The sequence below is a fragment of the Acinetobacter legionensis genome, from assembly GCF_057165765.1.
The window spans coordinates 1609420-1633060 of sequence record NZ_CM169896.1 but is presented as its reverse complement, the minus strand read 5'-3'; the positions used below and the strand labels follow the sequence as shown (position 1 = coordinate 1633060).

At 36.9% G+C, this 23641-nt stretch carries 22 protein-coding genes; 11 read left to right on the top strand and 11 right to left on the bottom strand.

All coding sequences use genetic code 11. The features are described from left to right. Nucleotides 1-179: 179 nt before the first annotated feature. Nucleotides 180-1625, top strand: a complete 1446-nt coding sequence (dnaB, locus tag AC2G3J_RS07360) for a replicative DNA helicase (RefSeq protein ID WP_336954462.1) — start codon at nucleotides 180-182, stop codon at nucleotides 1623-1625. A 57-nt stretch (nucleotides 1626-1682) separates the two neighbouring features. Here dnaB and AC2G3J_RS07355 read toward each other — a convergent pair whose 3' ends face one another. After that, nucleotides 1683-2105, bottom strand: coding sequence for a DUF4259 domain-containing protein (locus AC2G3J_RS07355; RefSeq protein ID WP_483770891.1), 423 nt, complete (start codon nucleotides 2103-2105; stop codon nucleotides 1683-1685). 283 nt (nucleotides 2106-2388) lie between these two features. Between AC2G3J_RS07355 and alr the strand changes: the two genes are divergently transcribed. After that, complete coding sequence (alr, locus tag AC2G3J_RS07350; RefSeq protein ID WP_336954459.1) at nucleotides 2389-3462, top strand: alanine racemase; 1074 nt, start codon at nucleotides 2389-2391, stop codon at nucleotides 3460-3462. Nucleotides 3463-3531: 69 nt separating this feature from the next. Here the strand turns inward: alr and AC2G3J_RS07345 are convergent, their stop codons facing one another. The 5 genes from AC2G3J_RS07345 to AC2G3J_RS07325 all read right to left on the bottom strand — a co-directional run bounded on the left by AC2G3J_RS07345 (nucleotide 3532) and on the right by AC2G3J_RS07325 (nucleotide 8115). Then, a complete protein-coding gene (locus tag AC2G3J_RS07345; RefSeq protein ID WP_419359552.1) occupies nucleotides 3532-3960 on the bottom strand; it encodes a BLUF domain-containing protein in 429 nt (142 codons plus the stop codon). 320 nt (nucleotides 3961-4280) lie between these two features. Then, entirely contained in the window at nucleotides 4281-5015 is a 735-nt protein-coding gene (locus AC2G3J_RS07340) for a proteasome-type protease (protein WP_336954457.1), read from the bottom strand. Nucleotides 5016-5089: 74 nt separating this feature from the next. Then, the gene (locus AC2G3J_RS07335) at nucleotides 5090-5869 is read right to left on the bottom strand and encodes a transglutaminase family protein (protein WP_483770890.1); all 780 of its coding nucleotides are present in this window, start codon (nucleotides 5867-5869) and stop codon (nucleotides 5090-5092) included. Further along, nucleotides 5866-6474 (bottom strand): alpha-E domain-containing protein, encoded by a 609-nt coding sequence (locus AC2G3J_RS07330; RefSeq protein ID WP_336954455.1) that lies wholly within the window; start codon nucleotides 6472-6474, stop codon nucleotides 5866-5868. Before AC2G3J_RS07330 ends, AC2G3J_RS07335 begins: the two co-directional genes overlap by 4 nt. 39 nt (nucleotides 6475-6513) lie before the next feature. Further along, nucleotides 6514-8115: a circularly permuted type 2 ATP-grasp protein gene (locus tag AC2G3J_RS07325; protein ID WP_483770889.1), complete on the bottom strand. Its 1602-nt coding sequence runs from the start codon at nucleotides 8113-8115 to the stop codon at nucleotides 6514-6516. A gap of 309 nt (nucleotides 8116-8424) precedes the next feature. Here AC2G3J_RS07325 and AC2G3J_RS07320 point away from each other — a divergent pair, with 309 nt between their 5' ends. Then, entirely contained in the window at nucleotides 8425-9420 is a 996-nt protein-coding gene (locus tag AC2G3J_RS07320; protein ID WP_336954453.1) for a helix-turn-helix transcriptional regulator, read from the top strand. Nucleotides 9421-9885: 465 nt separating this feature from the next. Here AC2G3J_RS07320 and mnmG read toward each other — a convergent pair whose 3' ends face one another. Then, nucleotides 9886-11766, bottom strand: a complete 1881-nt coding sequence (gene mnmG, locus AC2G3J_RS07315; protein ID WP_336954452.1) for a tRNA uridine-5-carboxymethylaminomethyl(34) synthesis enzyme MnmG — start codon at nucleotides 11764-11766, stop codon at nucleotides 9886-9888. A 259-nt stretch (nucleotides 11767-12025) separates the two neighbouring features. Between mnmG and AC2G3J_RS07310 the strand changes: the two genes are divergently transcribed. The 7 genes from AC2G3J_RS07310 (at nucleotide 12026) to purD (ending at nucleotide 19282) form a co-directional block, all read left to right on the top strand. After that, the gene (locus AC2G3J_RS07310; RefSeq protein WP_483771068.1) at nucleotides 12026-12448 is read left to right on the top strand and encodes a hypothetical protein; all 423 of its coding nucleotides are present in this window, start codon (nucleotides 12026-12028) and stop codon (nucleotides 12446-12448) included. 305 nt (nucleotides 12449-12753) lie between these two features. Further along, nucleotides 12754-13629, top strand: coding sequence for a bile acid:sodium symporter family protein (locus tag AC2G3J_RS07305; RefSeq protein ID WP_483770888.1), 876 nt, complete (start codon nucleotides 12754-12756; stop codon nucleotides 13627-13629). Nucleotides 13630-13756: 127 nt separating this feature from the next. Continuing rightward, complete coding sequence (prmA, locus tag AC2G3J_RS07300; RefSeq protein WP_336954450.1) at nucleotides 13757-14659, top strand: 50S ribosomal protein L11 methyltransferase; 903 nt, start codon at nucleotides 13757-13759, stop codon at nucleotides 14657-14659. A gap of 21 nt (nucleotides 14660-14680) precedes the next feature. Then, on the top strand, nucleotides 14681-15541 hold the full coding sequence (locus AC2G3J_RS07295; protein WP_336954448.1) for a zinc-ribbon and DUF3426 domain-containing protein: 861 nt from the start codon (nucleotides 14681-14683) through the stop codon (nucleotides 15539-15541). A 375-nt stretch (nucleotides 15542-15916) separates the two neighbouring features. Further along, a complete protein-coding gene (fis, locus tag AC2G3J_RS07290; protein ID WP_001086304.1) occupies nucleotides 15917-16186 on the top strand; it encodes a DNA-binding transcriptional regulator Fis in 270 nt (89 codons plus the stop codon). 94 nt (nucleotides 16187-16280) lie between these two features. Further along, nucleotides 16281-17855 (top strand): bifunctional phosphoribosylaminoimidazolecarboxamide formyltransferase/IMP cyclohydrolase, encoded by a 1575-nt coding sequence (gene purH / locus AC2G3J_RS07285; RefSeq protein WP_483770887.1) that lies wholly within the window; start codon nucleotides 16281-16283, stop codon nucleotides 17853-17855. A gap of 143 nt (nucleotides 17856-17998) precedes the next feature. After that, entirely contained in the window at nucleotides 17999-19282 is a 1284-nt protein-coding gene (purD, locus tag AC2G3J_RS07280) for a phosphoribosylamine--glycine ligase (protein ID WP_483770886.1), read from the top strand. A gap of 132 nt (nucleotides 19283-19414) precedes the next feature. Here the strand turns inward: purD and AC2G3J_RS07275 are convergent, their stop codons facing one another. From AC2G3J_RS07275 to AC2G3J_RS07260, 4 genes are all read right to left on the bottom strand, one after another. Further along, complete coding sequence (locus AC2G3J_RS07275) at nucleotides 19415-19834, bottom strand: hypothetical protein (protein WP_483770885.1); 420 nt, start codon at nucleotides 19832-19834, stop codon at nucleotides 19415-19417. 1 nt (nucleotide 19835) lies between these two features. Then, on the bottom strand, nucleotides 19836-20654 hold the full coding sequence (locus AC2G3J_RS07270; protein ID WP_483770884.1) for a hypothetical protein: 819 nt from the start codon (nucleotides 20652-20654) through the stop codon (nucleotides 19836-19838). A 3-nt stretch (nucleotides 20655-20657) separates the two neighbouring features. Next, nucleotides 20658-21212: a PAAR domain-containing protein gene (locus tag AC2G3J_RS07265; protein ID WP_483770883.1), complete on the bottom strand. Its 555-nt coding sequence runs from the start codon at nucleotides 21210-21212 to the stop codon at nucleotides 20658-20660. 326 nt (nucleotides 21213-21538) lie between these two features. After that, nucleotides 21539-22186: an RBBP9/YdeN family alpha/beta hydrolase gene (locus tag AC2G3J_RS07260; RefSeq protein ID WP_419359537.1), complete on the bottom strand. Its 648-nt coding sequence runs from the start codon at nucleotides 22184-22186 to the stop codon at nucleotides 21539-21541. Between the two features lie 560 nt (nucleotides 22187-22746). On the opposite strand from AC2G3J_RS07260, the gene AC2G3J_RS07255 reads away from it, so the two are divergent. Beyond that, nucleotides 22747-23619, top strand: coding sequence for a MetQ/NlpA family ABC transporter substrate-binding protein (locus tag AC2G3J_RS07255; RefSeq protein ID WP_056511959.1), 873 nt, complete (start codon nucleotides 22747-22749; stop codon nucleotides 23617-23619). Nucleotides 23620-23641: the final 22 nt, after the last annotated feature.

Sequence of the window (23641 nt, the reverse complement as noted above, 5' to 3'; positions counted from 1 at the left end):
TTTTATCTTTAAATTTTACCTCGGATCAGTTGAAATTGTTTCTAGTTGATTCATTCCCCTACTTATCGGTATTACTGTTAGATACTTTTAGTATTTTGCATTAAGATAAGTGAGTACTTCAGTACACACGTACATTACGTAAATAATGTTTTTGCACGATTTAAAAATCAAGGTTTTATATGTCTCAGGCAACTGCCACAGCTCAACAGAATCCCTTCAGCACTGATGCAAAAAATAAAGATAATGCACAGTTAAAAGAGTTTCGTACGCCTCCTCATAACTTGGCAATTGAACAAGCTGTACTGGCTGCATTGATGACGGTTGCTGAGTCTTTTGAACAAGTCAGTGACGCTTTGAATGAAACTGATTTTTATGCAACACGTCACAAATATATCTTCCGTGCAATTGAAAAACTGGCACAAGAAAATTCTCCGTATGATGCAGTTTTAGTTAACGATTGGCTGATTAAGCAAAACTTGCTTGATGCAATTGGCGGTGAAGAGTATTTAATGCAGTTAATGTCAGATTCGCCTTCGAGTTTCTATAACTTAGAAACCTATGCCGGGAAAATCAAAGAATTTTCAACCTTAAGAAGCATGATTAAAGTAGGCAATGAAATCCTGCAAAATGCTTATGACACCAAAGGTCGTGAAGTGAGTGAAATTCTTGATCTTGCTGAAACCAATATTTTCTCTATTGCAGAACAACATAATAACAATGCCAAAGCACAAGGGCCAAAAGCCATTACCTCAGTTGTAGCAGACGTTTTTGATAAGTTAAATGAACTTTCTCAAATGGAAGGTAATATCACTGGTTTAACCACAGGTTTTATGGAGTTAGACAATAAAACCTCTGGTATGCAAGCTGGTGATATGATCATTGTTGCTGCACGTCCGTCGATGGGTAAAACAACCTTTGCCATGAACCTTGTAGAAAGTGTGTTATTTAACTGTGATCTGCCAGCACTGGTTTTCTCTATGGAGATGCCAGCAGACTCTATCGCCATGCGTCTCATTTCAGCATACGGTAAAGTCCATCAAGGGCATTTACGTTCAGGTAAACTTGATGGCGATGAATGGTCTAAAGTCACAGGAACCATTTTACAGCTACAAGAAAAACACCTTTATATTGATGATTCATCTGCACTGCCACCAACGGAACTTCGAGCACGTGCACGACGTATTGCCAAACAACATGGTGGCAAGCTGGGTTGTATCATGATCGATTATCTACAATTGATGAAAGTGCCAGGCATGGGTGATAACCGTGTCGGTGAGATTGGTGAAATTTCACGAAGCTTAAAAGCCCTTGCCAAGGAAATGATGTGCCCTGTTATTGCACTATCACAGCTTAACCGTTCTTTGGAAAACCGTCCAAATAAACGTCCGGTAATGTCCGACTTACGTGAATCAGGTGCAATCGAGCAGGATGCCGATTTAATTATGTTTATTTACCGTGATGAAGTTTATAACAAAGAGTCGAAAGAAGCAGGCACTGCTGAAATTATCATTGGTAAACAACGTAATGGCCCGATCGGGACTGTGCGTTTAGCCTTTGAAGGTCAATACACGCGCTTTAGTAATCTATCGCCTGAGTATTATGCGCAATATCAAGATGAAGAGTAATATTAATCAATAGAATTAGCATCATTTAACACTGCTGTAGAGATGAGATTTTAATCTTCAAATCTTAGAACTTAAAGTCTCTCTCAACGTTTCAATATTCTTAGTCCATTCATCATAATCATCTGAATCTTGCCAAAGCTCATCCAATTCAGAGTTTTCACTGGTCAATAATAATAATGCAGTCAATGCTTTTGGAATAAGTGCATAATTGACATTGTTTTTATTCTGTTCAAGCCATTTTTCTACAGGTTCAGGATAATATTCATTTTCTTCAATTCCTCCACCAAATGATTTAGCTAAAACATCTGCCGCAGCATGTGCAATACAACCAATATCGGCATCGATAAACTCTTCGGTTGCCATATCAATCATTTCATCGAAGGCTTGTTCAATGACAACATGTCCATCATGCTCTTTAAACTCATAGGCCCAATCACTTGCAGTATCATTTCCAAATGGTTCATGTGACCATGTTCCCATACACCCTCCGAAATAAATCCTTAAATTTAAATATAAAATGTACGATTTTATTTAAAAAAGAAAGAGCTATATCTTTACAAATTATGTGCAAAGCACTTAGCAAAAATTTTATCGATACAAAATCAATAAACCATTCAAAACACAAATGTTTATGTTTATTTAAAGCTGATAGGACTACAATATTTAGCGTTTTAAAGCTGCACTTTTTTTAAAATTAGGCTTTTATCTCTATTTATGCGATTTAGCATTATTCAATCTTTGCCATTCCTCAGGAGTAACTAGGGTGCGTCAAGCAACAGTTTATATTGACAGTGAAGCACTGCAATATAATTTAAACCGAGTCAAACAACTTGCACCAAGCGCTAAAATTGTCAGTATGGTTAAAGCCAATGCATATGGACATGGCGTCAAGGACTGTTTAGCCGCCTTAAATGCGACTGATGCCTTTGGTGTCGCCAGCCTTGCTGAAGCCTTAGAGATTCGAGCATTAGGCTATCAACAACCGATTACTCTCATCGAAGGTATTTTCAGTGCAGATGAAATGATCACTGCCGTTGAAAACAATGTTGAAGTCGTTGTACATCATCAGCCACAATTGGCTTGGTTGCGTGCACATAAAAAACAATATATCGACAAAGGTTTAAAAGTTTGGGTAAAACTCAATAGCGGTATGAACCGATTGGGTTTTAAGTTTGCTGAAATTATTGAAGTGATTCAATCACTCAAAGCAGAAGGTTTTACCTGTGTGCTGACTATGCATTTTGCCAATGCAGATGCGGATCATCACCCGTTAAATGAACAACAGAAAGATCAATTATTACAGGTAAAAGCTGCTTGTGAACCGATCTTAGCTTCATGCTGCAATTCTGCTGCTATTTTTAAATGGCCTGAACTGAATTTTGATTTTGTACGTCCAGGTATCATGCTTTACGGCGCGTCTCCCTTTGCAGATCGAAGCATTGCTGAATTAGACATCAAACCTGTCATGAGCTTTACCGCTGAAATCATTGCACTCAATCATATTAAAGCAGATGAATCTGTAGGCTATGGCTCTACATTTGTTGCCAAAAGTGATATGGATATTGCCATTGTTTCGATAGGCTATGGAGATGGTTATCCGCGTGCTTTTCCTCGACAAAATTATGTCAGCATCAATGGGCAAATGACAGCAATCATTGGCCGTGTAGCAATGGATATGATCGCAATTGATGTCACTGGCTTAGACGCACCGCTAGGAACAGTCGTTGAACTGTGGGGCAAAGATCGTTTGGTTGATGATGTGGCTGCTGCCAATGGTACGATTGGTTATGAGTTACTCTGTCGTATGAGTGCTCGCCCTATCCGTAAAAAACTTTAAGCACTGATTTTCTATTCAAAATAAAAATCCAAGCCATCGCTTGGATTTTTTTGAATCGATTTTATGACTTTATACAAACTCTTCTGGCTGCTCAATCTCATAGAGTAATTTGAGCAATGTCGGAATATCCTGCTCATCTAAATTCAATGGGCGAAAGTATTTATAACCCTTACTCTCAAAGTATTGTTGAATTTTGCCATTTCGTCTAACGTATTTCATAGACCATTGTGAAAAATGCCCCTGCTTAACGTGACCCGCTCTAAATAACTTAATTTGATGATGTCTTGGATCTTTATACAATTTTTCAAGCACGTGTAAGATAATCATTTCATCGCCTTCTAGGCATTGAAAAAAGTGTTCATCCGCAAAATATAAGACGCCTTGAATTTGATGAAGTATATTAAAATCTCTCGCTTCACCTAAAATATCTCTTAAATCATTGAGTATTTGATGAGGTGGTGATGTCGTTTTACTTGCATAGCATAATTGAAAAGTCATGTAATTCTTCTATTTTTTAACTTTCATTATTTATAAACAATTATTTACGAATATACAAGTCTTAACTTTTATAATTAAAGTGCTTATCGACTTTTCTATATTTATATTTGCAATATCTCTATACAGTAATTCATCTATTATTTTAAAAATTTATTCAATATGCATCCATCATTAAAAACACACAAAATATTTTCAGCTTATTCTATTTATCCAGTGAAAATATTAAAACAGAAACTTATGAAATTAATTTTTTATGATCTACTTATTATTTCTACAGTTAAAAAAGCGAGATTACACCCGCTTTGAATCACATCATAAAATTATTCAAAATAATCATGGGTCGGTTTGGGTAAATCTTGCAAACCTTTCTTTAACATTTCAGACCATTGTTTACTGATGTGCTGAAAATAAGGATCACTATCTGTAATACGCTTACCTTTTGGCACCTCTAGACTGTCTTTAAGATAAATCATCGCATCTAATGGCATACCAACCGATACATTTGAACGTAAAGTCGAATCAAATGAGATTAAACTACAACGTAGAGCTTCATCTAAGGGCATATCATAGCTCAACGCACGATCTAAAATTGGTTTACCATATTTACTTTCCCCAATTTGGAAATAAGGCGTATCACTGGTTGCAGAAATAAAATTACCTTGCGGATAAATATTATAAAGCTGTATTTCCTCGCCACGGATCTGACCACCAACCAATAAACTACAATAATAGTTACTTTGCTCTTGAGTATCCTCAGTAACATCAGCAATAACTTTACGCAGAGTTTGTCCGACTAAACCTGCAACCTCAAACATTGTGTTCACACTATACAAGTTGGGTTCTTGCTTGAGTGCCAAATGATTTTCTAAATGTCCAATTACTGCTTGTGTTGTTGCAAGATTGCCTGAAGTTTGAATACATATAAACCGTTCACCTTTTACCCCAAACGTATAAAGTTTTCGATATACAGAAATGTGATCAACTCCAGCATTGGTTCGCGTATCACTAATAAATACTAAACCTTGTTTGAGTCTTAAAGCACAGCAATACGTCATGGAACTACCTATACAACTAAAATTTGAGAGTAATCAGATTCTGCAATTATTCACACTATTTACCACTGCCACCATTAACATGCAAGTACTTGAACAATAGAGTACATGGTTTCAGTTCCACCTTGCTCTCTCACCCCTCGGACTGGTGCAACATCCCAATAGTCCCTTCCAATTGCCACATAGACGTGTGATTCTGGTCGAAACAATTGATTACTGACATCAATAACATGCCATTTGCCCTCTAAAAACACTTCAGTCCATGCATGACTCGCCAAATGCGATTGATTATTTACATATAAATAACCAGAGACATAGCGAGCTGGTACCCCCAAGGCTTTCGCCATCGCAATTAAGACGTGACTATGATCTTGACATACTCCTTGTTGTGCTGAAAAAGACTCCATTGCAGTGTGGGTTACTGTCGTACTTGCACTGATATAAGGCATATGTTGCAACAAAGCTTCTGCTAATTTTTGGAAATCTATCCATCGCTTATGCGTTATATAGTGTTCTGCAAAAGCTATCATTTCAGTATTGCACAATGTTGCAGAGGTTGGTTGTAAAAAAACCACAGGTGATACTTTATCTTCTATGCCAAATTGATTATCTACATTAATGTCAACAATCCCTTGAGCCATAATGGACATTTGTTGATAAGGTTCAATTTGTGAACTGGTCAACCAAACATTATCAAAGGCGTCTTTTTTGATTTGTTTTTCACCGGGGACGCTGACATGCCAACCTGTCACTTGTTGATGAAAATTAGACTGTGGCGTCATCTTGATATACTGAATACTATTTTTTGCCCATTCAGAATACTGATAATGGGTTTGGTGATTAATCATTAACTTCATAAGCGATCCAATTCAAATAACGAGTCAATATGATCACTAAAATGATAATAATTCATTCGGTCAGGTTGATTTTTTAGCTCTTGCCAAACCTCAGGCAAACTACACATACCATGCTGGTCTAAACGATCAATTAAATGGTTTAATTGTGTCAAGGTGACTGATTTATCTTGATTAAAGCGTAATTGACGATCAAATTGTTCCATTTTTTGCCCTAAACTAAAAAATAGAAATAACAATTCATCATCTTCTGCCTCTAAAACATCATTACATTCTTCACAAACATCACATATGAAACCTGCATTTTGCTCTGCTTGTTGTAATAACTGATTTAATTCAGCAAAAGACTGTGCTGATATCACTCCACGTAAATCATGAATATTATTTTTGGCACATAAAAAATACTGATGAAATGATGCAGGTTGCTCATTGTCTAAAATCAATTCATTTAAAGAACTTGCATCAAATGCAGGTAAACAAAAAGCATGCGCATAGTCTAAAGCCAATTCATTGGTTTTAAATGGGAATTGACTACATAAATATTGAATACGGGTTAAATAGCGTCCTAACCAAAATATATTCTGTGCATTAGTACTGAGTAAAATCATGTTTGCTCTCCTTTGGCTGGGATTGGTATGAAGGTGGGGTTAAATTGAATATTCATCAATTACCCATGTATCCTTGATTCCACCACCTTGTGATGAGTTGACCACCAGTGAGCCTTGTTGCATCGCAACACGAGTCAAGCCACCTGGAACAATTTCTATGCGTTCTGGTGAGCTGAGAATAAATGGTCGTAAATCAATATGACGTTCTGCAATTCCTTGGGAAGTTAGTGTTGGTGCAACAGATAAATTTAAGGTGGGTTGAGCGATATACGCTGAGGGTGAAGCCATTAGCTTCATTTTAAATAAATCAATTTCTTGTTCAGTTGCTTTAGGACCGATGAGCATCCCATAACCACCTGAACCTTGAGCCTCTTTTACCACCAATTGATCCAAATTTGCCAAAACATAATCCAAAGCTTCAACTTCACGACATTGATAAGTAGGTACATTGGACAAAATTGGCTTTTCATTTAAATAATAGGCAATCATTTGATCCACATATGGATAAATCGACTTATCATCTGCAACACCTGTACCAGGAGCATTAGCAATCACCACATTTCCACTTAAATAAGCAGACATTAACCCTGCCACACCTAAAGTACTATCAGGCCTGAAGCTTAATGGGTCTAAAAAACCATCATCCAAACGTCTATAAATTACATCAACCTGCTGACGACCACGGATGGTTTTCACATAAACCTTGTCGTTTTCAACAAAAAGGTCACGCGATGTCACCAATGGAACACCCATTTCCCTTGCTAAAAATGAATGTTCATAATACGCACTGTTATAACGCCCGGGGGTTAAAACCACGATGATTGGGCAATCTACCTTTGAGTTTTCAGCCAAAATCTCACGCAACAATTGCGGATATTGCCCAATATCAGCAACATGTTGATTACATAACTCAGGCATAAGTTTTTCGCTCATCTTACGGCTTTCAAGCATATATGACACACCTGAAGGCGTACGTAGATTATCTTCTAGGACAAAAAATTCACCTTTGCAATCCCGTACAATATCGATTCCACTGATTTGACTGTAAATATTTCCATTCAAACGATGATTCATCATCACTGGTTGATAAGCTTCATGCGATAGTACTTGTACTGCTGGAATTAAGCCTTCTTTTAAAATATTTTGTTGATTATAGATATCAGCTAAAAATAAATTTAACGCTTGAATACGCTGCGCACAGCCTGCTGCAATTTTATTCCACTGTTGTTTGGCAATCACACGCGGAATTAAGTCAAATGGTATGGTGCGATCAATTCCCGATGTTTCACCATAAACCGCAAAAGTAATTCCTTGATATAAAAAATGCGCTTTAGCTGTTTCATTGAGTTTTTCAAGTTGGTAAATACTGTGTTGAGATAACCAATCTTCAATTTTTTCAGCAGTTTCAGGAGAAAGAACGTGATCGTCTGTCATTTCATTAAAAAAAACCGAATTCATCTGTTTAAGTAAATGATGTGAGGCTTGTTGTGCATCGATATTTAGATGAATGGCCTGTTGAATATTTCCTATCTGTTGTTGATTCGTCATTTCATTTTTTACTTCTGCCTCAGCAACTGGCAAAGCGAAGCGATCTGCATAATTCTCATTGCTTGAATTTGTATCCATGTTTTCTTTTAGCATACAAACCTCTTTTTATCTTATCTAATGGCTTCTTTAATAATGCAATATCGATGCCAAAATATTATTAAATCGCCGTATTCAGTATTCTTCGCTGTACAATTAAATCTTTTTGGCTCAATTTTATTAATTCATTGTTTGCCATAGCACTCAATGTGAGTTTTGATCGAACTTGTTTCAAAATTTTTTAGCTAATATTTTCAACACCTAAGCAACTACTCACAGGATATAACTTGCAGAATCAGTTTTAATTTTCTATTGTGTAGCTGATTTATTTCCCTTAAACATTCACGATTCCATTGATACCAAACCATGTCTGCACAAGAAAAAGAAACTTCCAATAGCCTCTATCGCCAGTGGCAAATCCTGTCCCGACTCTCTACAGGGAAGTGGATGGGTACACGTGAATTACAAGAAGTTTTAGAACGTGAAGGGATCGAAATCAGCTTACGTACGATTCAGCGTGATCTAAATCAGATTGCTCAACGCTTTCCTATCGAGAGTAACAAAACAGTACCACAAGGCTGGCGTTGGCGTTCAGATGCCCCGATCCAAAGTCTGCCGCATATGACCAGCTCGCAAGCAGTCACGTTTATGATGGTTGAAGAACATTTAAAACACCTGCTACCTCCAAGTTTAATTGATGAAATGAACCCTTGGTTCGATTTGGCACGGCGTAGTCTTTCTACGCAGAACAATGTTCGACAATGGATTAACCGAGTTCGAATTGTGCCTGCAAGCCAACCAGTGATCCCACCTTTGGTGGAAAGACATGCACAGCAAGCCATTTATGAAGGACTGCTACAAGATAAACAAATTGAATGTGTCTACCGCGCACGTGGTTATCAAGGTGAAGAGAAAACTTATATTCTGAATCCTTTAGGTTTGGTTCAAAAAGGTGCAATTATTTATTTGATTTGTACGCGTCATGACAAGACAGAAGTTCAGACCTTTGCATTACATCGCTTTAGATCTGCAACTGTTTTAGATTTACGTGCTTTACACCCTGTCAAATTCGATATCGATGAATATATCGATTCTGGTGCGCTAGGCTTTAGAGTCGACTTTTCTCGGCCAACTAAAAATGTTGAATTAAAATTAGTCATGCACGAAGATGATGCACAGTACTTCACGGAAAGCCAACTCAGTAAAGAACAAAAAGTGGAACAACTGAACGAAGAACTGTATCAAGTCAGTGCTGTGGTTCCTTTTACCTCACAACTGGTATGGTGGTTAAGAAGTTTTGGTAAAAAGATAGTCCGAATTGAGCCTGTTGAAGTGTTCAATGCTGTACATGAAATTGAATAATCTAACAACTTCACCTAAGCCAATATAATTAAAATAAAAAGAGCCTTTCGGCTCTTTGATTTATTGTTTTGATTGTTATTTTTAAATTTTATTGTTTTTGCGCAGATATTAAACCCATGTTACATTTTTACATGTCCACAAGACATGGGATTTATTGGAGTATGTTAAACATCACATGTTACAGCACGCAAGTTCAGCACTATTGTAGCGGATTGATTTCATTGTCATGGCGTTCACCTCTTGTTTGAATGTAAGTTGACTATAGCGATGATTTTGCAAACTGAAAAATAATTAAAACAGCTTTGTTTTTCATCAATTCTGTTTAGGATTTATTTTTATAAAGTTAGATTGGATCTGTGTATTTAAAATATGCCTTTAAAGATAAATCACAAATTGTGCCCTAACGAAGATAAGCTCGAGACAATAAAAAACCCGCATATAGCGGGTTTTTTACAATTCACCACCTTAAGCTGATTTTCTCGCTTGGTTATTTTTACGAATTGTAATCATCACCAATTGAACAGCAGCAGGTGTTACACCTGGAATACGGCTGGCTTGTGCCAATGTTTCAGGTAATACATTTTTCAATTTCATCGTGATTTCACGAGAAAGCCCTGAAACGATATCATAATCAAAATCAGCAGGAATTTTGGTATCTTCCAAACGCTTCATTTGTGCAACATCTTCTTGCTGACGGTTAATATAACCTTCGTATTTCACAGCAATTTCAATCTGCTCACCTACAAATGCAGATACTTCAGAAGCAGTTAATTCAGCAATTTGTGAAAAGTTGATGTTTGGACGTTTAAGTAAATCGATCGCAGAACATTCTTTAGAAAGATCAGCGCCGGTCAACTCAACGAATCTTTTCCCCATTGGATTGTTTGGTGCAGCCCAAAGGTGTTGTAAACGACCTGTTTCTTTTTCAACTGCTTCCATTTTTTCACAATAAGAAGCCCAACGCTCATCATCAACCAAGCCCATTTCACGGCCAATTGCTGTTAAACGTTGATCAGCATTATCTTCACGAAGCATCAAACGATATTCCGCACGAGAAGTAAACATACGATACGGTTCTTTGGTCCCTAAGGTAATCAAGTCATCAACAAGAACACCCATATACGCTTCATCACGTTTAGGCGTCCATTGCTCTTGATCCCATGCACGACGTGCAGCATTTAAGCCCGCCAATAAACCTTGTGCACCAGCTTCTTCATAACCTGTTGTACCGTTAATTTGACCTGCAAAATACAAGTTATTAATCGATTTGGTTTCAAGTGAGAATTTCAAAGACTGTGGATTGAAATAATCATATTCGATCGCATAGCCAGGACGAAGAATGTGTGCATTCTCCATACCCCGGATTGAGCGCACCAACTCAAACTGCACATCAAATGGTAAAGATGTTGAAATACCATTTGGATAAAGCTCGTGAGTATCCAGCCCTTCTGGCTCAAGGAATACCTGATGCGAATCTTTATCCGCAAATTTATGAATTTTATCTTCAATCGATGGGCAATAACGTGGACCTACACCTTCAATCACGCCGGTATACATTGGCGAACGATCTAAACCACCCCGAATAATCTCATGAGTACGCGCATTGGTATGTGTGATATAGCAATTTACTTGCTCTGGATGCATCGAAGCATCCCCCATAAATGACATGGTCGGTGATGGGAAATCACCCGGTTGCGGAATCATTACAGAAAAATCGACAGAACGCGCATCAATACGTGGTGGAGTCCCTGTTTTTAAACGACCTACTGGTAGATTTAATTCACGTAAACGAGCCGCTAAGGAAATTGATGGCGGATCGCCAGCTCGACCACCTGACGAATTATTTAGACCAACATGAATCACGCCACCTAAGAATGTGCCTGTGGTTAACACCACAGTTTTCGCATCAAAGCGAATACCCATCTGGGTCACTACACCTTTAACTGTATCGCCTTCAACAATTAAGTCATCTGCAGATTGTTGAAAAATATCTAAATTCGCTTGATTTTCCAGTGTATGACGAATCGCAGCTTTATAGCGGATACGGTCAGCTTGTGCACGGGTTGCACGTACAGCTGCGCCTTTACGCGAGTTCAAAATACGAAATTGAATACCGCCCTTATCCGCCGCCAATGCCATTGCACCGCCTAAAGCATCAATTTCACGGACAAGGTGAGATTTACCAATACCACCAATGGCTGGGTTACAGCTCATCTGCCCTAAAGTCTCAATGTTATGAGTCAAAAGCAGAGTCTGTCGACCCATACGCGCTGCAGCGAGTGCCGCTTCCGTACCTGCGTGACCGCCACCGATAACAATGACATCGTAAACTTTAGGATAATGCATAGTGATTAATGAGAGATAAAAGAATGACAGAAAATTATAGCAAATTTTTACTTCTAGTTTTAGGCAGTTTTACAAATATTATTCCCCTCAATCATGCATATGAACGATTAAACATCTCTTATACATAGGCAACATAAATTGACACTTCGTTTCATGACTGCCCTACAAATAGAATTTAACTTATCAAAAACTCACGATACGATAGATATTACACGGACAAATTATTTTTTTCGAGACTTTATATATAAGGAATATCATGATGAAAAATACCATGTCTAAAGTAATTACAGCATCTTTACTCAGTTGTGTTGCATTTAGTTTTGCCCATGCTGCTGATGAAAACACCAGCAAAGCTGAAGTGAAAAAGCAAATTCAGGTATGTGCCAAGAAAAAACAAGGAGACTGGGTGACCTATGCCAATAAAGGGGTAACTTTTAATGGTACTTGTGAACCAAATGAAAATGGTAAATTACAATTTAGCTTCCCTGCACCTGCAGGTGGCAACCCGACTGCCGCTGCAGTAGCGCCTGAACCGGCCATTGAAAACCGCCCAGCTGTAGAACAATCTGCTCCAGCGAGTGCAGATGTACCAGCAACAAATGAGGCATCTCAAGCTGAACAACCAGCAATGGAGCAACCTAGTCAAGCTGCTCCTAGCGTAGATCCGATCCAAGCTCAATGATATCTTTTGAGCATAAATACATGTTTTTATAAATAGCATGTGTAAAAAAGGTGATCCATTTAAAAATGGGTCACCTTTTTTTATTTCGAGTACACAGACTTTCTTGATATAACAACCATATGCTTTACATCTGCTACGAAAGAATTGTTATTGGGTATATGAACAGATATTCATAACTTATTTTTCTAAGAAGATTTCCGAGTCATAGAATTTATTTTTCAATTTCACACCTTTCGATTACACTCAAATTGAGTACGGAATATTCACATATTTAATTAATGTAAAACAACAAAAAGGATCACACTATGGATTCAGGGATTATTACCATAATGCTTCCCCTCGCCCTCGCCATCATTATGATTGGAATTGGTTTAGAGCTTACACCAAAAGATTTTGCGCGAGTTTCTAAACACCCTAAAGCCGTATTGATTGCGTTGTTCTGTCAGCTAGTGCTTTTGGTCGGTATTGCTTTTATTATTTGTAAAGTACTTGCACTCCCACCTTTGCTTGCCGTTGGTTTAATGTTACTTGCTGCTTCACCAGGAGGTAGTACTGCCAATCTATTTAGTTATTTGTTTAAAGGTGATATTGCGCTCAATATTACCTTAACTGCAATTAACTCGGTCATTGCTGCCTTTACCTTGCCTTTAATCGTAAACTTTTCTATACAATACTTTATGAATGATGGTCAACAAATCACCATGCAATTCAGTAAAATACTGCAAGTTTTTGCAATAATTTTAATTCCTGTGTGTATTGGCATGCTCATTCGAAATTATGCGCCACACTTTACTGAAAAATTAAGTAAACCTTTGCGAATTTTCTCAGTGGTTTTTTTAATTCTCATTATTATTGGAGCAATCACCAAAGAACGTACGCATATCATGGAGTACCTGACGCAGGTTGGTCTAGCCACGGTGATTTTCTGTATTTGTAGTCTAGTTATTGGTTACTTTGTGCCAAGATTACTGGGTATTAATAGCGCCCAAGCACGTGCATGCGCATTTGAGATCGGAATTCATAATAGTACCTTAGCTATGACTATTGCTTTGACTGTAATCGCAAATTCTACTGTTGCAATGCCTGCCGTGGTTTACTCAATCTTTATGTATATTTTCGCTGCTATTTTTGGTGCGTTAATTTCAAGACATGCAGCAACTGAAACTGAACCTGCGATATAAAGCCATCATGTGCTTCAACTAAAATGGATGCTTAAGCATCCATTTTTTATTTTGCTACTGAATGTAAGCGTAACTTCTAAGTTTGGGCTACAATACTGCCTTTAAGAAAACGATTTAGGTCTTTGCCGTGAAGTGGTTACAAATTCATATTACTGTAGAACAAGCTCAAGTTGATTTTACTGAAACCTTGTTAAGTTCTTTAGGCGCAGTCAGCGTGACATTAGATGATGCTGAAAACCAAGACTTGCTTGAACCACTCCCTGGCGAAACTCCGCTATGGAATAAAGTGATTGTTACTGGAATCTACGCGCAAGAAGAAGGCGAAGACATTGATGTAACAGCACTAGAAACATTTATTCGCACCCAACTCCCAACTGAACCGATGCGCAGTGAATTTCTTGAAGACCAAGTATGGGAACGTTCTTGGATGGATTACTATGAACCAATTCAAATTGGTGAAAAGTATTGGATCGTACCTGAATGGATAGAACCACCAGAAGCGGATGCAGTCAATATTAAACTTGACCCAGGCTTAGCATTTGGTACGGGTAACCATGCATCTACTTTCCTTTGTCTACAATGGTTAGGCAAAACCGATGTTAAAGATAAAGTCGTGATTGATTATGGTTGTGGTTCAGGCATCCTAGGTGTTGCAGCACTGCTTTTAGGTGCAAAGAAAGTCTATGCAACAGATATCGACCCACAAGCTGTCTTGGCGACCAAGCAAAATGCTGAGCTGAATGGTGTTCTTGAAAATCTTTATGTTGGATTACCTGAAGAGTTCAATGCAGAATTTAAAAACCAACAGGCCGATATTTTAGTTGCAAATATTCTTGCAGGCCCTCTTATGTCACTTGCTGAAGAATTCTCAACTTTGATTAAATCTGAGGGAGAGTTCGCACTTGCCGGCGTAATTGAAGAGCAAGTTACTGATGTTTCTAGTATTTATTCTGAATTTTTTGATATAGTAGAAGTCGAGAAACGTGAAGAAACCTGGTGCAGAATTTCTGGGTCACGTAAGGCTGTTTAATCTATGAAAATATAAGTATTTATGACTGAAAAACAAACCCGATGCCCAAATTGTGCTTCAATTTATAAAGTATCAGTTACGCAACTCACCGTTGCGCAGGGTATGGTTTGTTGTCCAAAATGTTCACATAATTTTAATGCATTAATTCATCTACAAAACAGCCAGCCTACTCAACCAAGGGGCAATCCTGATACGCCAGTGCAGAATGAGGTACAAAACCTCATGACGACGAAACGTCAAATAGAAACCAATGTCTTAGATATTTTTAATCGTAAAATTGAAAACTCCAATATTGATTTAAGAACTTATTTAAATAATTTGAATTATTTTAACAATGAACCAGTCAACAACATTCCCAGCTTAAATCTATCACAAGGTTTAAATAACCACGGGCAACATTTGATCAAAACAAAAAGTAAGTTTTACTATCTGGCGTGGAGCATGATTAATCTTGCCCTACTCAGCATTTTATTATTTCAAATCCTTTGGTTTAATCCAAACTTAACTGATCGTTATCCGTTTTTGAATACTGTCTTTACTCAAACCTGTGCCATCTTACAGTGTGATACTGTTGATCAACGCTATAAACAAATTGTGATTAGTCACCTTAAAGTTAAAGCACTTGATAGACAGGAGACTCAATTTTCAGGTCAACTCAATAACCAATATTCTAAAAGCTTAGAATTACCCCTAATAAGAGTAACTTTAAAAACTCAAAATAAGGTCATAGCTACGCATGTGATTACACCTGAGCAATATCTGATTGAAAGTTTAGTTGGAATTAAGCGTATTCCTCAAAATAGCCCATATCCTTTTAAATTTGTTGTTACAGAGCCAAGAAAAAGTTTTGATCAGTACCAATTAGACATTATTCACCCTTAAAATTAAAAAAAATTATAAAAAAATGAAAAAAAATGTAGTTTTCTTGCTCATTTTTTCTTAGACAATGGTATCATACGCGCCACGAAAGCTTTGTCCTGCAAACTCCTCGCATTTTTTCAAAAAAAATACTGTTTTGTTATGTGCTTTATATCCAATATCGCGCAAGTAGAACATTTTTTTGTTTAAAAGAGTGTTGTAACAAATATTAATCTATTGTTACGCTTATTTTTCACTCAACTCGACGATTTGTGGCAAGCTAATTGTTCTTGTTTTAGAGCCAACCGTTTTAGGATCTAAAACGGAGCTCAGATTTTTTTAGACCACATTTATATATTACTTTACCCAAGTAATATTTTGATTTTCGGATTAACTCGCATGAATAGCAAATCTCCTATTTTTACTGCACAATCTGACGTCGCTCTTCGTATTCACGTAGATCGCGCAGTTCGTCACTATTTTGCACAATTGCAAGGTGAGCAACCATCACAAGTGTACGACATGGTGCTAGCAGAAATGGAGAAACCTCTTTTATCTGTTGTCTTAGAATACACACGCGGGAATCAGACTCGCGCTGCTGAGATTCTCGGACTGAACCGTGGCACTTTACGCAAAAAGTTAAAAGCTCACGGTTTAATGAGTGAATAAATGATAAAATGCTCACGGCTTGCGTGGGCATTTTTTTTACCTATATTTTGCCTACCTGTTCAATCTCTAGACTTAAAAACTGTTGACGAAGATCATGACTATTAAACGCGCTTTAATCTCTGTTTCTGATAAAACCGGGATCGTTGAATTTGCCCAGAACCTTGTTGCTCTTGGGGTGGAAATTTTATCTACTGGCGGTACATATAAGTTGCTTAAAGACAACAATGTGGCTGTAGTTGAAGTTTCAGAGCACACAGGCTTCCCAGAAATGATGGATGGTCGTGTAAAAACACTGCATCCTAAAATTCATGGAGGCATTTTGGCTCGTCGTGGTCTAGACGAAGCTGTCATGGCTGAACACAACATCGATGCAATCGATCTTGTTGTCGTAAACCTTTATCCTTTTGCTGCTACTGTTGCTAAACCAGACTGCTCGCTTGCAGATGCAATTGAAAATATTGACATTGGTGGCCCAACAATGGTTCGTGCAGCTGCGAAAAACCATGCTTCTGTGGGGATCATCGTAAATGCGACTGATTATGAAACTGTAATTGTAGAACTTAAAGCGGATGGTGCTTTATCTTATGCGACTCGTTTCGATTTAGCGGTTAAAGCATTTGAACATACTGCCCAGTATGACGGCATGATTGCTTCTTACCTCGGTGCACGTGTTGGTAAAGAAGAAGGTCAAGCTGACAAATTTGCCCGTACTTTCAATACCCAGTTAAATAAAGTACAAGATCTTCGTTATGGTGAAAATCCACATCAATCCGCTGCTTTCTATGTAGAATCGACTGCAACTGAAGCATCGGTTTCAACTGCTAAGCAGTTACAAGGTAAAGAACTTTCTTATAACAATATCGCGGATACAGATGCAGCACTTGAATGTGTCAAATCATTTGCAAAACCAGCGTGTGTCATCGTTAAACATGCAAATCCATGTGGTGTTGCAGTATCGTTAGATGGTCTTAAGGCTGCATACGATCTTGCTTATGCAACTGATCCAGAATCAGCATTTGGTGGCATCATTGCATTTAACCGTGAGTTAGATGTTGCTACAGCTCAAGCAATTGTTGACCGTCAATTTGTTGAAGTGATTATTGCACCAAGTATTGCCGATGGTGTACTTGAAGTGACTGGCGCAAAGAAAAACGTTCGTGTACTGGTATGTGGCGAACTTCCTAAAATTGATGAACGTGCTTCACAATACGATTATAAACGTGTCAATGGCGGTTTATTGGTTCAAGACCAAGACCTCGGTATGATCACCAAAGATGATCTTAAAGTAGTAACTAAGCGTGCTCCTACTGAAGCAGAAATTGATGATTTAATCTTTGCTTGGAAAGTTGCCAAATACGTTAAATCCAATGCTATTGTTTATGCTAAAGGCCGTCAAACCATTGGTGTCGGTGCTGGCCAAATGAGCCGTGTAAACTCTGCACGTATCGCAGCGATCAAAGCTGAACATGCAGGTTTAGTGGTTGAAGGTGCTGTTATGGCATCTGATGCATTCTTCCCATTCCGTGATGGCATTGATAATGCTGCAAAAGCAGGTATCAAATGTATTATCCAACCGGGTGGTTCAATGCGTGATGAAGAAACAATTGCAGCAGCAGATGAAGCTGATATTGCAATGGTCTTCACGGGTATGCGTCATTTCCGTCACTAATTCACCATAAATCATTATTTAAAAATCCCCCTAAGTCCCTCTTTCATAAGAGGGACTTGTCACGAACTACAGGACTCTTTAAATTCGTGATACCCCATCCTGTATAAAGGGAGGTTGGGAGGGATTAAAAAAGGATACATAAGATGAACATATTAGTTTTGGGTAGTGGTGGTCGTGAACATGCATTGGCATGGAAAATTGCGCAAGACGATCAAGTCACTAAAGTTTTTGTTGCACCAGGAAATGCGGGTACAGCAACTGAACATAAATGTGAAAATGTTGCTTTAGATATTCTCAACAACCCTGCCATTATCGACTTTGCAAAAAATAATGCCGTTGATCTCATTATTGTTGGTCCTGAAGCACCGCTTGTAAATGGGGTAGTTGATGCAGGACGAGCAGCTGGCCTTAAAATTTGGGGGCCAACCCAATTTGCAGCACAACTTGAAGGCTCTAAAGCTTTCGCCAAACACTTTTTAAAACGTCATCACATTCCTACAGCATTCTATGATGTATTCACCGAAGTGGAAACAGCCAAAGCATTCGTAGAAAAAAATGGCGCACCAATTGTAATTAAGGCAGACGGCCTTGCTGCGGGTAAAGGCGTCATTGTAGCGATGACCAATCAAGAAGCGTTTGATGCAATTGATGACATGCTTGCAGGCAATAAATTTGGTGATGCAGGTTCGCGTGTTGTTATTGAAGAATTCCTTGATGGTGAGGAAGCATCTTTCATATGTATGATTGATGGTGACAACATCCTTCCTATGGCAACTTCACAAGACCATAAACGTATTTTTGAAGCTGACCAAGGTCCAAATACGGGTGGTATGGGTGCATATTCCCCTGCCCCTGTAGTGACTGCAGATGTTTTTGACAGAGTCATGAAAGAAGTTATGCGTCCAACCGTAGATGGTATGAAAGCTGATGGTCATACTTACACTGGTTTCTTGTATGCTGGCTTGATGATTGATGAGCAAGGGCAACCTCGTGTCATTGAGTTTAACTGCCGCTTTGGTGACCCTGAAACTCAACCGATCATGATGCGCTTAAAATCTTCTTTGGTTGATTTAGTAGAAGCTGGTATTGCAGGTAACTTACCCGCTGAAGCTGAATGGGATGAGCGTAAAACTGTTGGTATTGTGCTTGCATCTAAAGGCTATCCTGAAACTTCGAGCAAAGATGACGTGATTTTGGGTTTAGATACCCAAATGACAGATGCTAAAGTTTTCCATGCAGGTACAGCAAATAATGCCAATGGTGATGTAGTGACTGCTGGCGGTCGTGTACTTTGCGTTACAGCGTTAGGCAACACAATTGGTGAAGCGCAAGCAAAAGCCTTGGAACTTTGCCAAAAAGTGACTTTTGATGGTGTCCAATACCGCAAAGATATTGGTTACCGTGCGATTGCTCGTGAAAATGCTTAAACTCGATTGAGTTGTAAAACCCGCTTAGGCGGGTTTTTTATTTGGTAAATCTCCAACGACAAACAGATCAAAAATTTACGTTTAAATAAAGATTATAAAACTCATATCTTCGTACATACATATTAGGTTTTTTCAGGTACAGCTTTTAGATGAATCACGTTGAGATAAGTTTAATTTTACTGAGTCTGCAAAAATACAAGAATAATTCCTGAAATTATATTCTTGTACAGATGAAGTATTATCTAATTCAATTGAAATATCTGACTGTATAAACCCTTCTCCAACCTCTTTTTTAAATTCATTCAAATCTGAGCAAAAAAGGTACTCTTTATTGTTTTTATCAACCTGCAAATTTCCACTCACAACATCACCCAAAGAATTCCGAACCTCCAGAAATAACCAATTTATATGATTTGCTTTCTCCACTACTCTATTCTTTACAGCACATATTTTTTTGTTCACTATCTTATATTCAAAGTTATCTTCATATTTTTTCTTACAACCATTTAGCAAGAGTAATACAATAGATAAAAATAATGCTGTTTTTTTCATTTTATCTCACTATAAAATATAAATTAGAAGCTATAGTCATTGGATTATCTAATAGAGTCCCCTTGAGCTTAAAGTCTTTAGGATTATTCATTATTGGTAGCATTAAGTCCTGAATATATTGCCTCCAAAATGGATTAGAATATTTTCTCCAATATGAACTAAAATTAGCCTCATTAAAACCTGATAGAATTCTAAAATAGTCAGAAACGATAGTTGCTTGTTGCTCAAAATTAAAATCATTAAATTTTGAGCCATATTTTAATTGATATGAATATGCATCATAAATACTATCAGGAATCAGCCTATCTAAAGGTTGTAAAATGATACCTCTTTTACTCAGATTAAGCCCTTTTTGGTATTGCCACACATGTGTCATTTCATGAATAAACGTCATTCTTGATACTATTGTTAAATCACGGCCATTACCAACATTTGTATTACCTTTAAACTTTGGATTAGAAAAATCAGACTGGTATACATCCGAACCCGTTAAATTATCAGGGTAATGAGGGCTTCCATATGGTGTAACAGGAACATCCTGTTTGGGTAAAATTGCACTATTAATAACTTTGACATTTTTATAGTTGATTGAGTCACGAAAGATCTTTTGACATATTGCTATCTCACCTGATGTTAAAGACCGATAATTTTTAGACTTATCTTCTCTAATAATTATTTTAGAGTCTGCAATTGTATTTGTTATAAGATTATCTGTGATAAATCTAATTACTGACTTACCTGAAGGTATTTCAGGCATATTAGGTAATTTAAATCCAGGAACTTCGGGCAAATGTAAATCAGGGACAATTTTAAAATCCATACTCTATTTCCCGCAAAAACAAGATTCAGTCCAACTACTATTGACGATTAAATCAACAGAAATAATTTTTACAGCACCATTTGTTTTCAACCTTTTTGTATTACCTTTATCATCAGTAACACCTTTACAAGTTGAGCCATCATCAAAAGTAACTAAATATTCAAGATTGGCATAAGGCTCACCATTTATATCTTGCAATTGTAACTGTTCATCATAAGTATTTTTCTGATATTCAATAAAATTATTTTTCATTAAAGGTGCTGTCACTGCATTACTCATTTCAACACTAGCCCCATTACTCATAACAGCAAGATCTGAAATTTTTAAATATTTTGAACCGCAAGTTGAACTATCACCATCAGCTACAGCACTCTTACCACTAACAATCACAAAACCTTGATTAGAAGCAATAGCCTTAGATTGAACTTTACATTTTGGACAAAAGTGTGTCATACCATCTAGATGCACTGCTTTACCTTCCACAAGAAAAGAAACATCACCTAAAATTATGACTCCGCCATGATCAGTCTTACAACCAACTGTAATTAATGCTTTCATTATTATTTTCTAATTTATTCTTGATTAAATAATGTTCGATTTAAACATAACAATTTAAAAAAATGAATAGTTTTTATTACAAAAAATCTAATAAAAACAATAAATAAAATGAAAAATCAATAAATTAAATCAACCACAACCAATAAATCAACTTTGCCTTTTATTCAAAAATCCTCTTAGTCAATTCTTCTTTCCACTATCTCAAAACAACTAAACAGTATGAGTTCAGAAAAAAACGCTTGTAATTGTAAAGTATCAGTCGCCTTTACGATTATTCATAGAAAAGCTTAATCCAACTTAATTTATAATAAAGATGTTGTAAAAATTTAGTTTGAATCATAAGAACTCTCAACCTCATCAACACCACCAATGACCATTTGAAGCCAATCTAATAATTGAGGAAATTCCCGATACCCATCACTGGCTAGAAAATGTCCAGCATTGGGAATAATCTCATATGGAAACTCCAGTTTTTCTGCCAACGAGATACTTAAATCAGTTGGAACATATTGATCATTACTCGATATAAACATTTTTCGATTTAATATTTTATTTTTAAAAGAAAAATCCTTATTCGTTTCAGTGATATATGAATCTAGTTGAGGTAGTACTACCAATTTATTCGAAAATCCCGATACACAGACAACACCACCTATCTGTTGAAAATCCAATTCAGACAGGAAATCAAGCAGCGTAATACACCCCAAACTATGCGCAACAAAAAATGTATGTTGATCAATTTGAGCAATATTATTTTTTAAGGTTTGCTTCCACTGTAAAAGCTTTGGATTGTTAGAGTTCGGCAATGCGATCTTTACAACTTTAGTATTTTTATCTTGTAAATTTTCCTCAAGATAATCAAACCAATGATCATCCACCTTTGCACCATAGCCATGAATGATATAAACATTATTTTGAGCATATGCAGCATTTAGAAATAACAAACTGCTTAAAAAAAAGATGATTAATTTCATTTATTGATCTCTTTGATGTATATAAGATCTTCATGCTAAAGTATGACAGTAGTGTCAATGTCAATAACTGTTTGAATAAAATCCCCCTATTTCGCCTAACAATTTGAAATAACGCTTATCAGAGCACTGCTATAGATGCAGATCTAAGATTATTTTACTTATTCAAAAAAAAGATAATAAATCCTAAAAAATTTATATATTATGAATAAGTATAAAATTTAATCATTTATCGTTTAGCATTCAACAAAAGCATTTGTTTTCTTTATTAAATTAATAAAAACATTGATATTCATGCAACGACATCACCACCCAATGTCAACACGCAGCCACTATGTATAATTTTCATTTATTGATATGATAAACAAATCTTTAGAGTTTGTTTTAAACAATTAAAATTCTTTTAAAACAGGCTGCTAATCCTCAAATGTAAAGAATATAGATAGCGCAATCAGACAAGTACGTCACCGCATTATTTATTTTCAAAATGTTAAAAATTCGATTTAAATGATCGAGAATGCAAAGGACAAAATTCTACTGCATTTGCTACTTAGGACTTATTCATGAAAAAGCTGTTTGGCGTTTTACTTAGCGCGTCTGTGCTCACTCTTTCTGCTTGTGGAAAACAAGAAGCTCCAAAAAATGATGCTGCCCAAGCAGATGCAGGTAAAGAACAAGTCGTTACCATGGCTTCTACAGGTTCAGATGCAGATATTTGGCGCTATATCGCAACATTACCAGAAACAAAACAAGCTGGAATTAAATTAGAAGTTAAAAACTTCACTGACTATGTTGCAATGAATACAGCTGTGGCAAACAAAGAAGTCGATATCAATGCATTCCAATCTTATGCATATCTTGTTGCTTTCAATCAATCAAACAAAGAAAAAATTGCACCAATCTCTACAACATATTTAGAGCCAATGGGTATTTATTCTAGTAAAGTTAAAAAAGTTGAAGAATTTGCCAATGGTGCAACTATTGCTATTCCAAATGATGGCGCAAATGAATCGCGCGCATTGTTACTTTTACAATCTGCTGGTCTCATCAAATTAAAAGATGGTTTTGATTTAGTCAAAGGTACACCTGCTGATATTACTGAAAATGCAAAGAAAATTGTCATCAAACCAATTCAAATGGCGACTGCGGTACGTGCTAAAGATGAAGTTGATGCAATTGTTTTAGGCAATACTTTAGCAATGGAAGGTGGTTTAAACGTGCTTAAAGATTCAGTTTATTATGAGCCAGTTGACCAAACAACCAAAATGAATGTCAACGTACTTGCTGTTGCAGATGCACGTAAAGACGATGCCCTCTTGAAAAAAGTGGGTGAGTTATATCATGTTCCTGCTGTAGGTAAATATGTTCAAGAACACTTCGGTGGAACTAAAGTTGATGTGAATAAACCTGTAAGCTATCTTACAGAATCAAAATAGTTTTATAATGGATCAGGTCAAT

What these genes read in the sequence shown, in the direction of transcription:
- AC2G3J_RS07260 (WP_419359537.1), bottom strand. Translation starts at nt 22,186, where the DNA reads ATGAAATTAATCATCTTTTTTTTAAGCAGTTTGTTATTTCTAAATGCT.
- AC2G3J_RS07340 (WP_336954457.1), bottom strand. Translation starts at nt 5,015, where the DNA reads ATGACGTATTGCTGTGCTTTAAGACTCAAACAAGGTTTAGTATTTATT.
- AC2G3J_RS07270 (WP_483770884.1), bottom strand. Translation starts at nt 20,654, where the DNA reads ATGGATTTTAAAATTGTCCCTGATTTACATTTGCCCGAAGTTCCTGGA.
- AC2G3J_RS07255 (WP_056511959.1), top strand. Translation starts at nt 22,747, where the DNA reads ATGAAAAAGCTGTTTGGCGTTTTACTTAGCGCGTCTGTGCTCACTCTT.
- AC2G3J_RS07275 (WP_483770885.1), bottom strand. Translation starts at nt 19,834, where the DNA reads ATGAAAAAAACAGCATTATTTTTATCTATTGTATTACTCTTGCTAAAT.
- AC2G3J_RS07355 (WP_483770891.1), bottom strand. Translation starts at nt 2,105, where the DNA reads ATGGGAACATGGTCACATGAACCATTTGGAAATGATACTGCAAGTGAT.
- AC2G3J_RS07325 (WP_483770889.1), bottom strand. Translation starts at nt 8,115, where the DNA reads ATGCTAAAAGAAAACATGGATACAAATTCAAGCAATGAGAATTATGCA.
- fis (WP_001086304.1), top strand. Translation starts at nt 15,917, where the DNA reads ATGAATAGCAAATCTCCTATTTTTACTGCACAATCTGACGTCGCTCTT.
- AC2G3J_RS07310 (WP_483771068.1), top strand. Translation starts at nt 12,026, where the DNA reads ATGAAAAATACCATGTCTAAAGTAATTACAGCATCTTTACTCAGTTGT.
- AC2G3J_RS07335 (WP_483770890.1), bottom strand. Translation starts at nt 5,869, where the DNA reads ATGAAGTTAATGATTAATCACCAAACCCATTATCAGTATTCTGAATGG.
- AC2G3J_RS07320 (WP_336954453.1), top strand. Translation starts at nt 8,425, where the DNA reads ATGTCTGCACAAGAAAAAGAAACTTCCAATAGCCTCTATCGCCAGTGG.
- AC2G3J_RS07305 (WP_483770888.1), top strand. Translation starts at nt 12,754, where the DNA reads ATGGATTCAGGGATTATTACCATAATGCTTCCCCTCGCCCTCGCCATC.
- AC2G3J_RS07295 (WP_336954448.1), top strand. Translation starts at nt 14,681, where the DNA reads ATGACTGAAAAACAAACCCGATGCCCAAATTGTGCTTCAATTTATAAA.
- AC2G3J_RS07345 (WP_419359552.1), bottom strand. Translation starts at nt 3,960, where the DNA reads ATGACTTTTCAATTATGCTATGCAAGTAAAACGACATCACCACCTCAT.
- dnaB (WP_336954462.1), top strand. Translation starts at nt 180, where the DNA reads ATGTCTCAGGCAACTGCCACAGCTCAACAGAATCCCTTCAGCACTGAT.
- mnmG (WP_336954452.1), bottom strand. Translation starts at nt 11,766, where the DNA reads ATGCATTATCCTAAAGTTTACGATGTCATTGTTATCGGTGGCGGTCAC.
- purH (WP_483770887.1), top strand. Translation starts at nt 16,281, where the DNA reads ATGACTATTAAACGCGCTTTAATCTCTGTTTCTGATAAAACCGGGATC.
- AC2G3J_RS07265 (WP_483770883.1), bottom strand. Translation starts at nt 21,212, where the DNA reads ATGAAAGCATTAATTACAGTTGGTTGTAAGACTGATCATGGCGGAGTC.
- purD (WP_483770886.1), top strand. Translation starts at nt 17,999, where the DNA reads ATGAACATATTAGTTTTGGGTAGTGGTGGTCGTGAACATGCATTGGCA.
- AC2G3J_RS07330 (WP_336954455.1), bottom strand. Translation starts at nt 6,474, where the DNA reads ATGATTTTACTCAGTACTAATGCACAGAATATATTTTGGTTAGGACGC.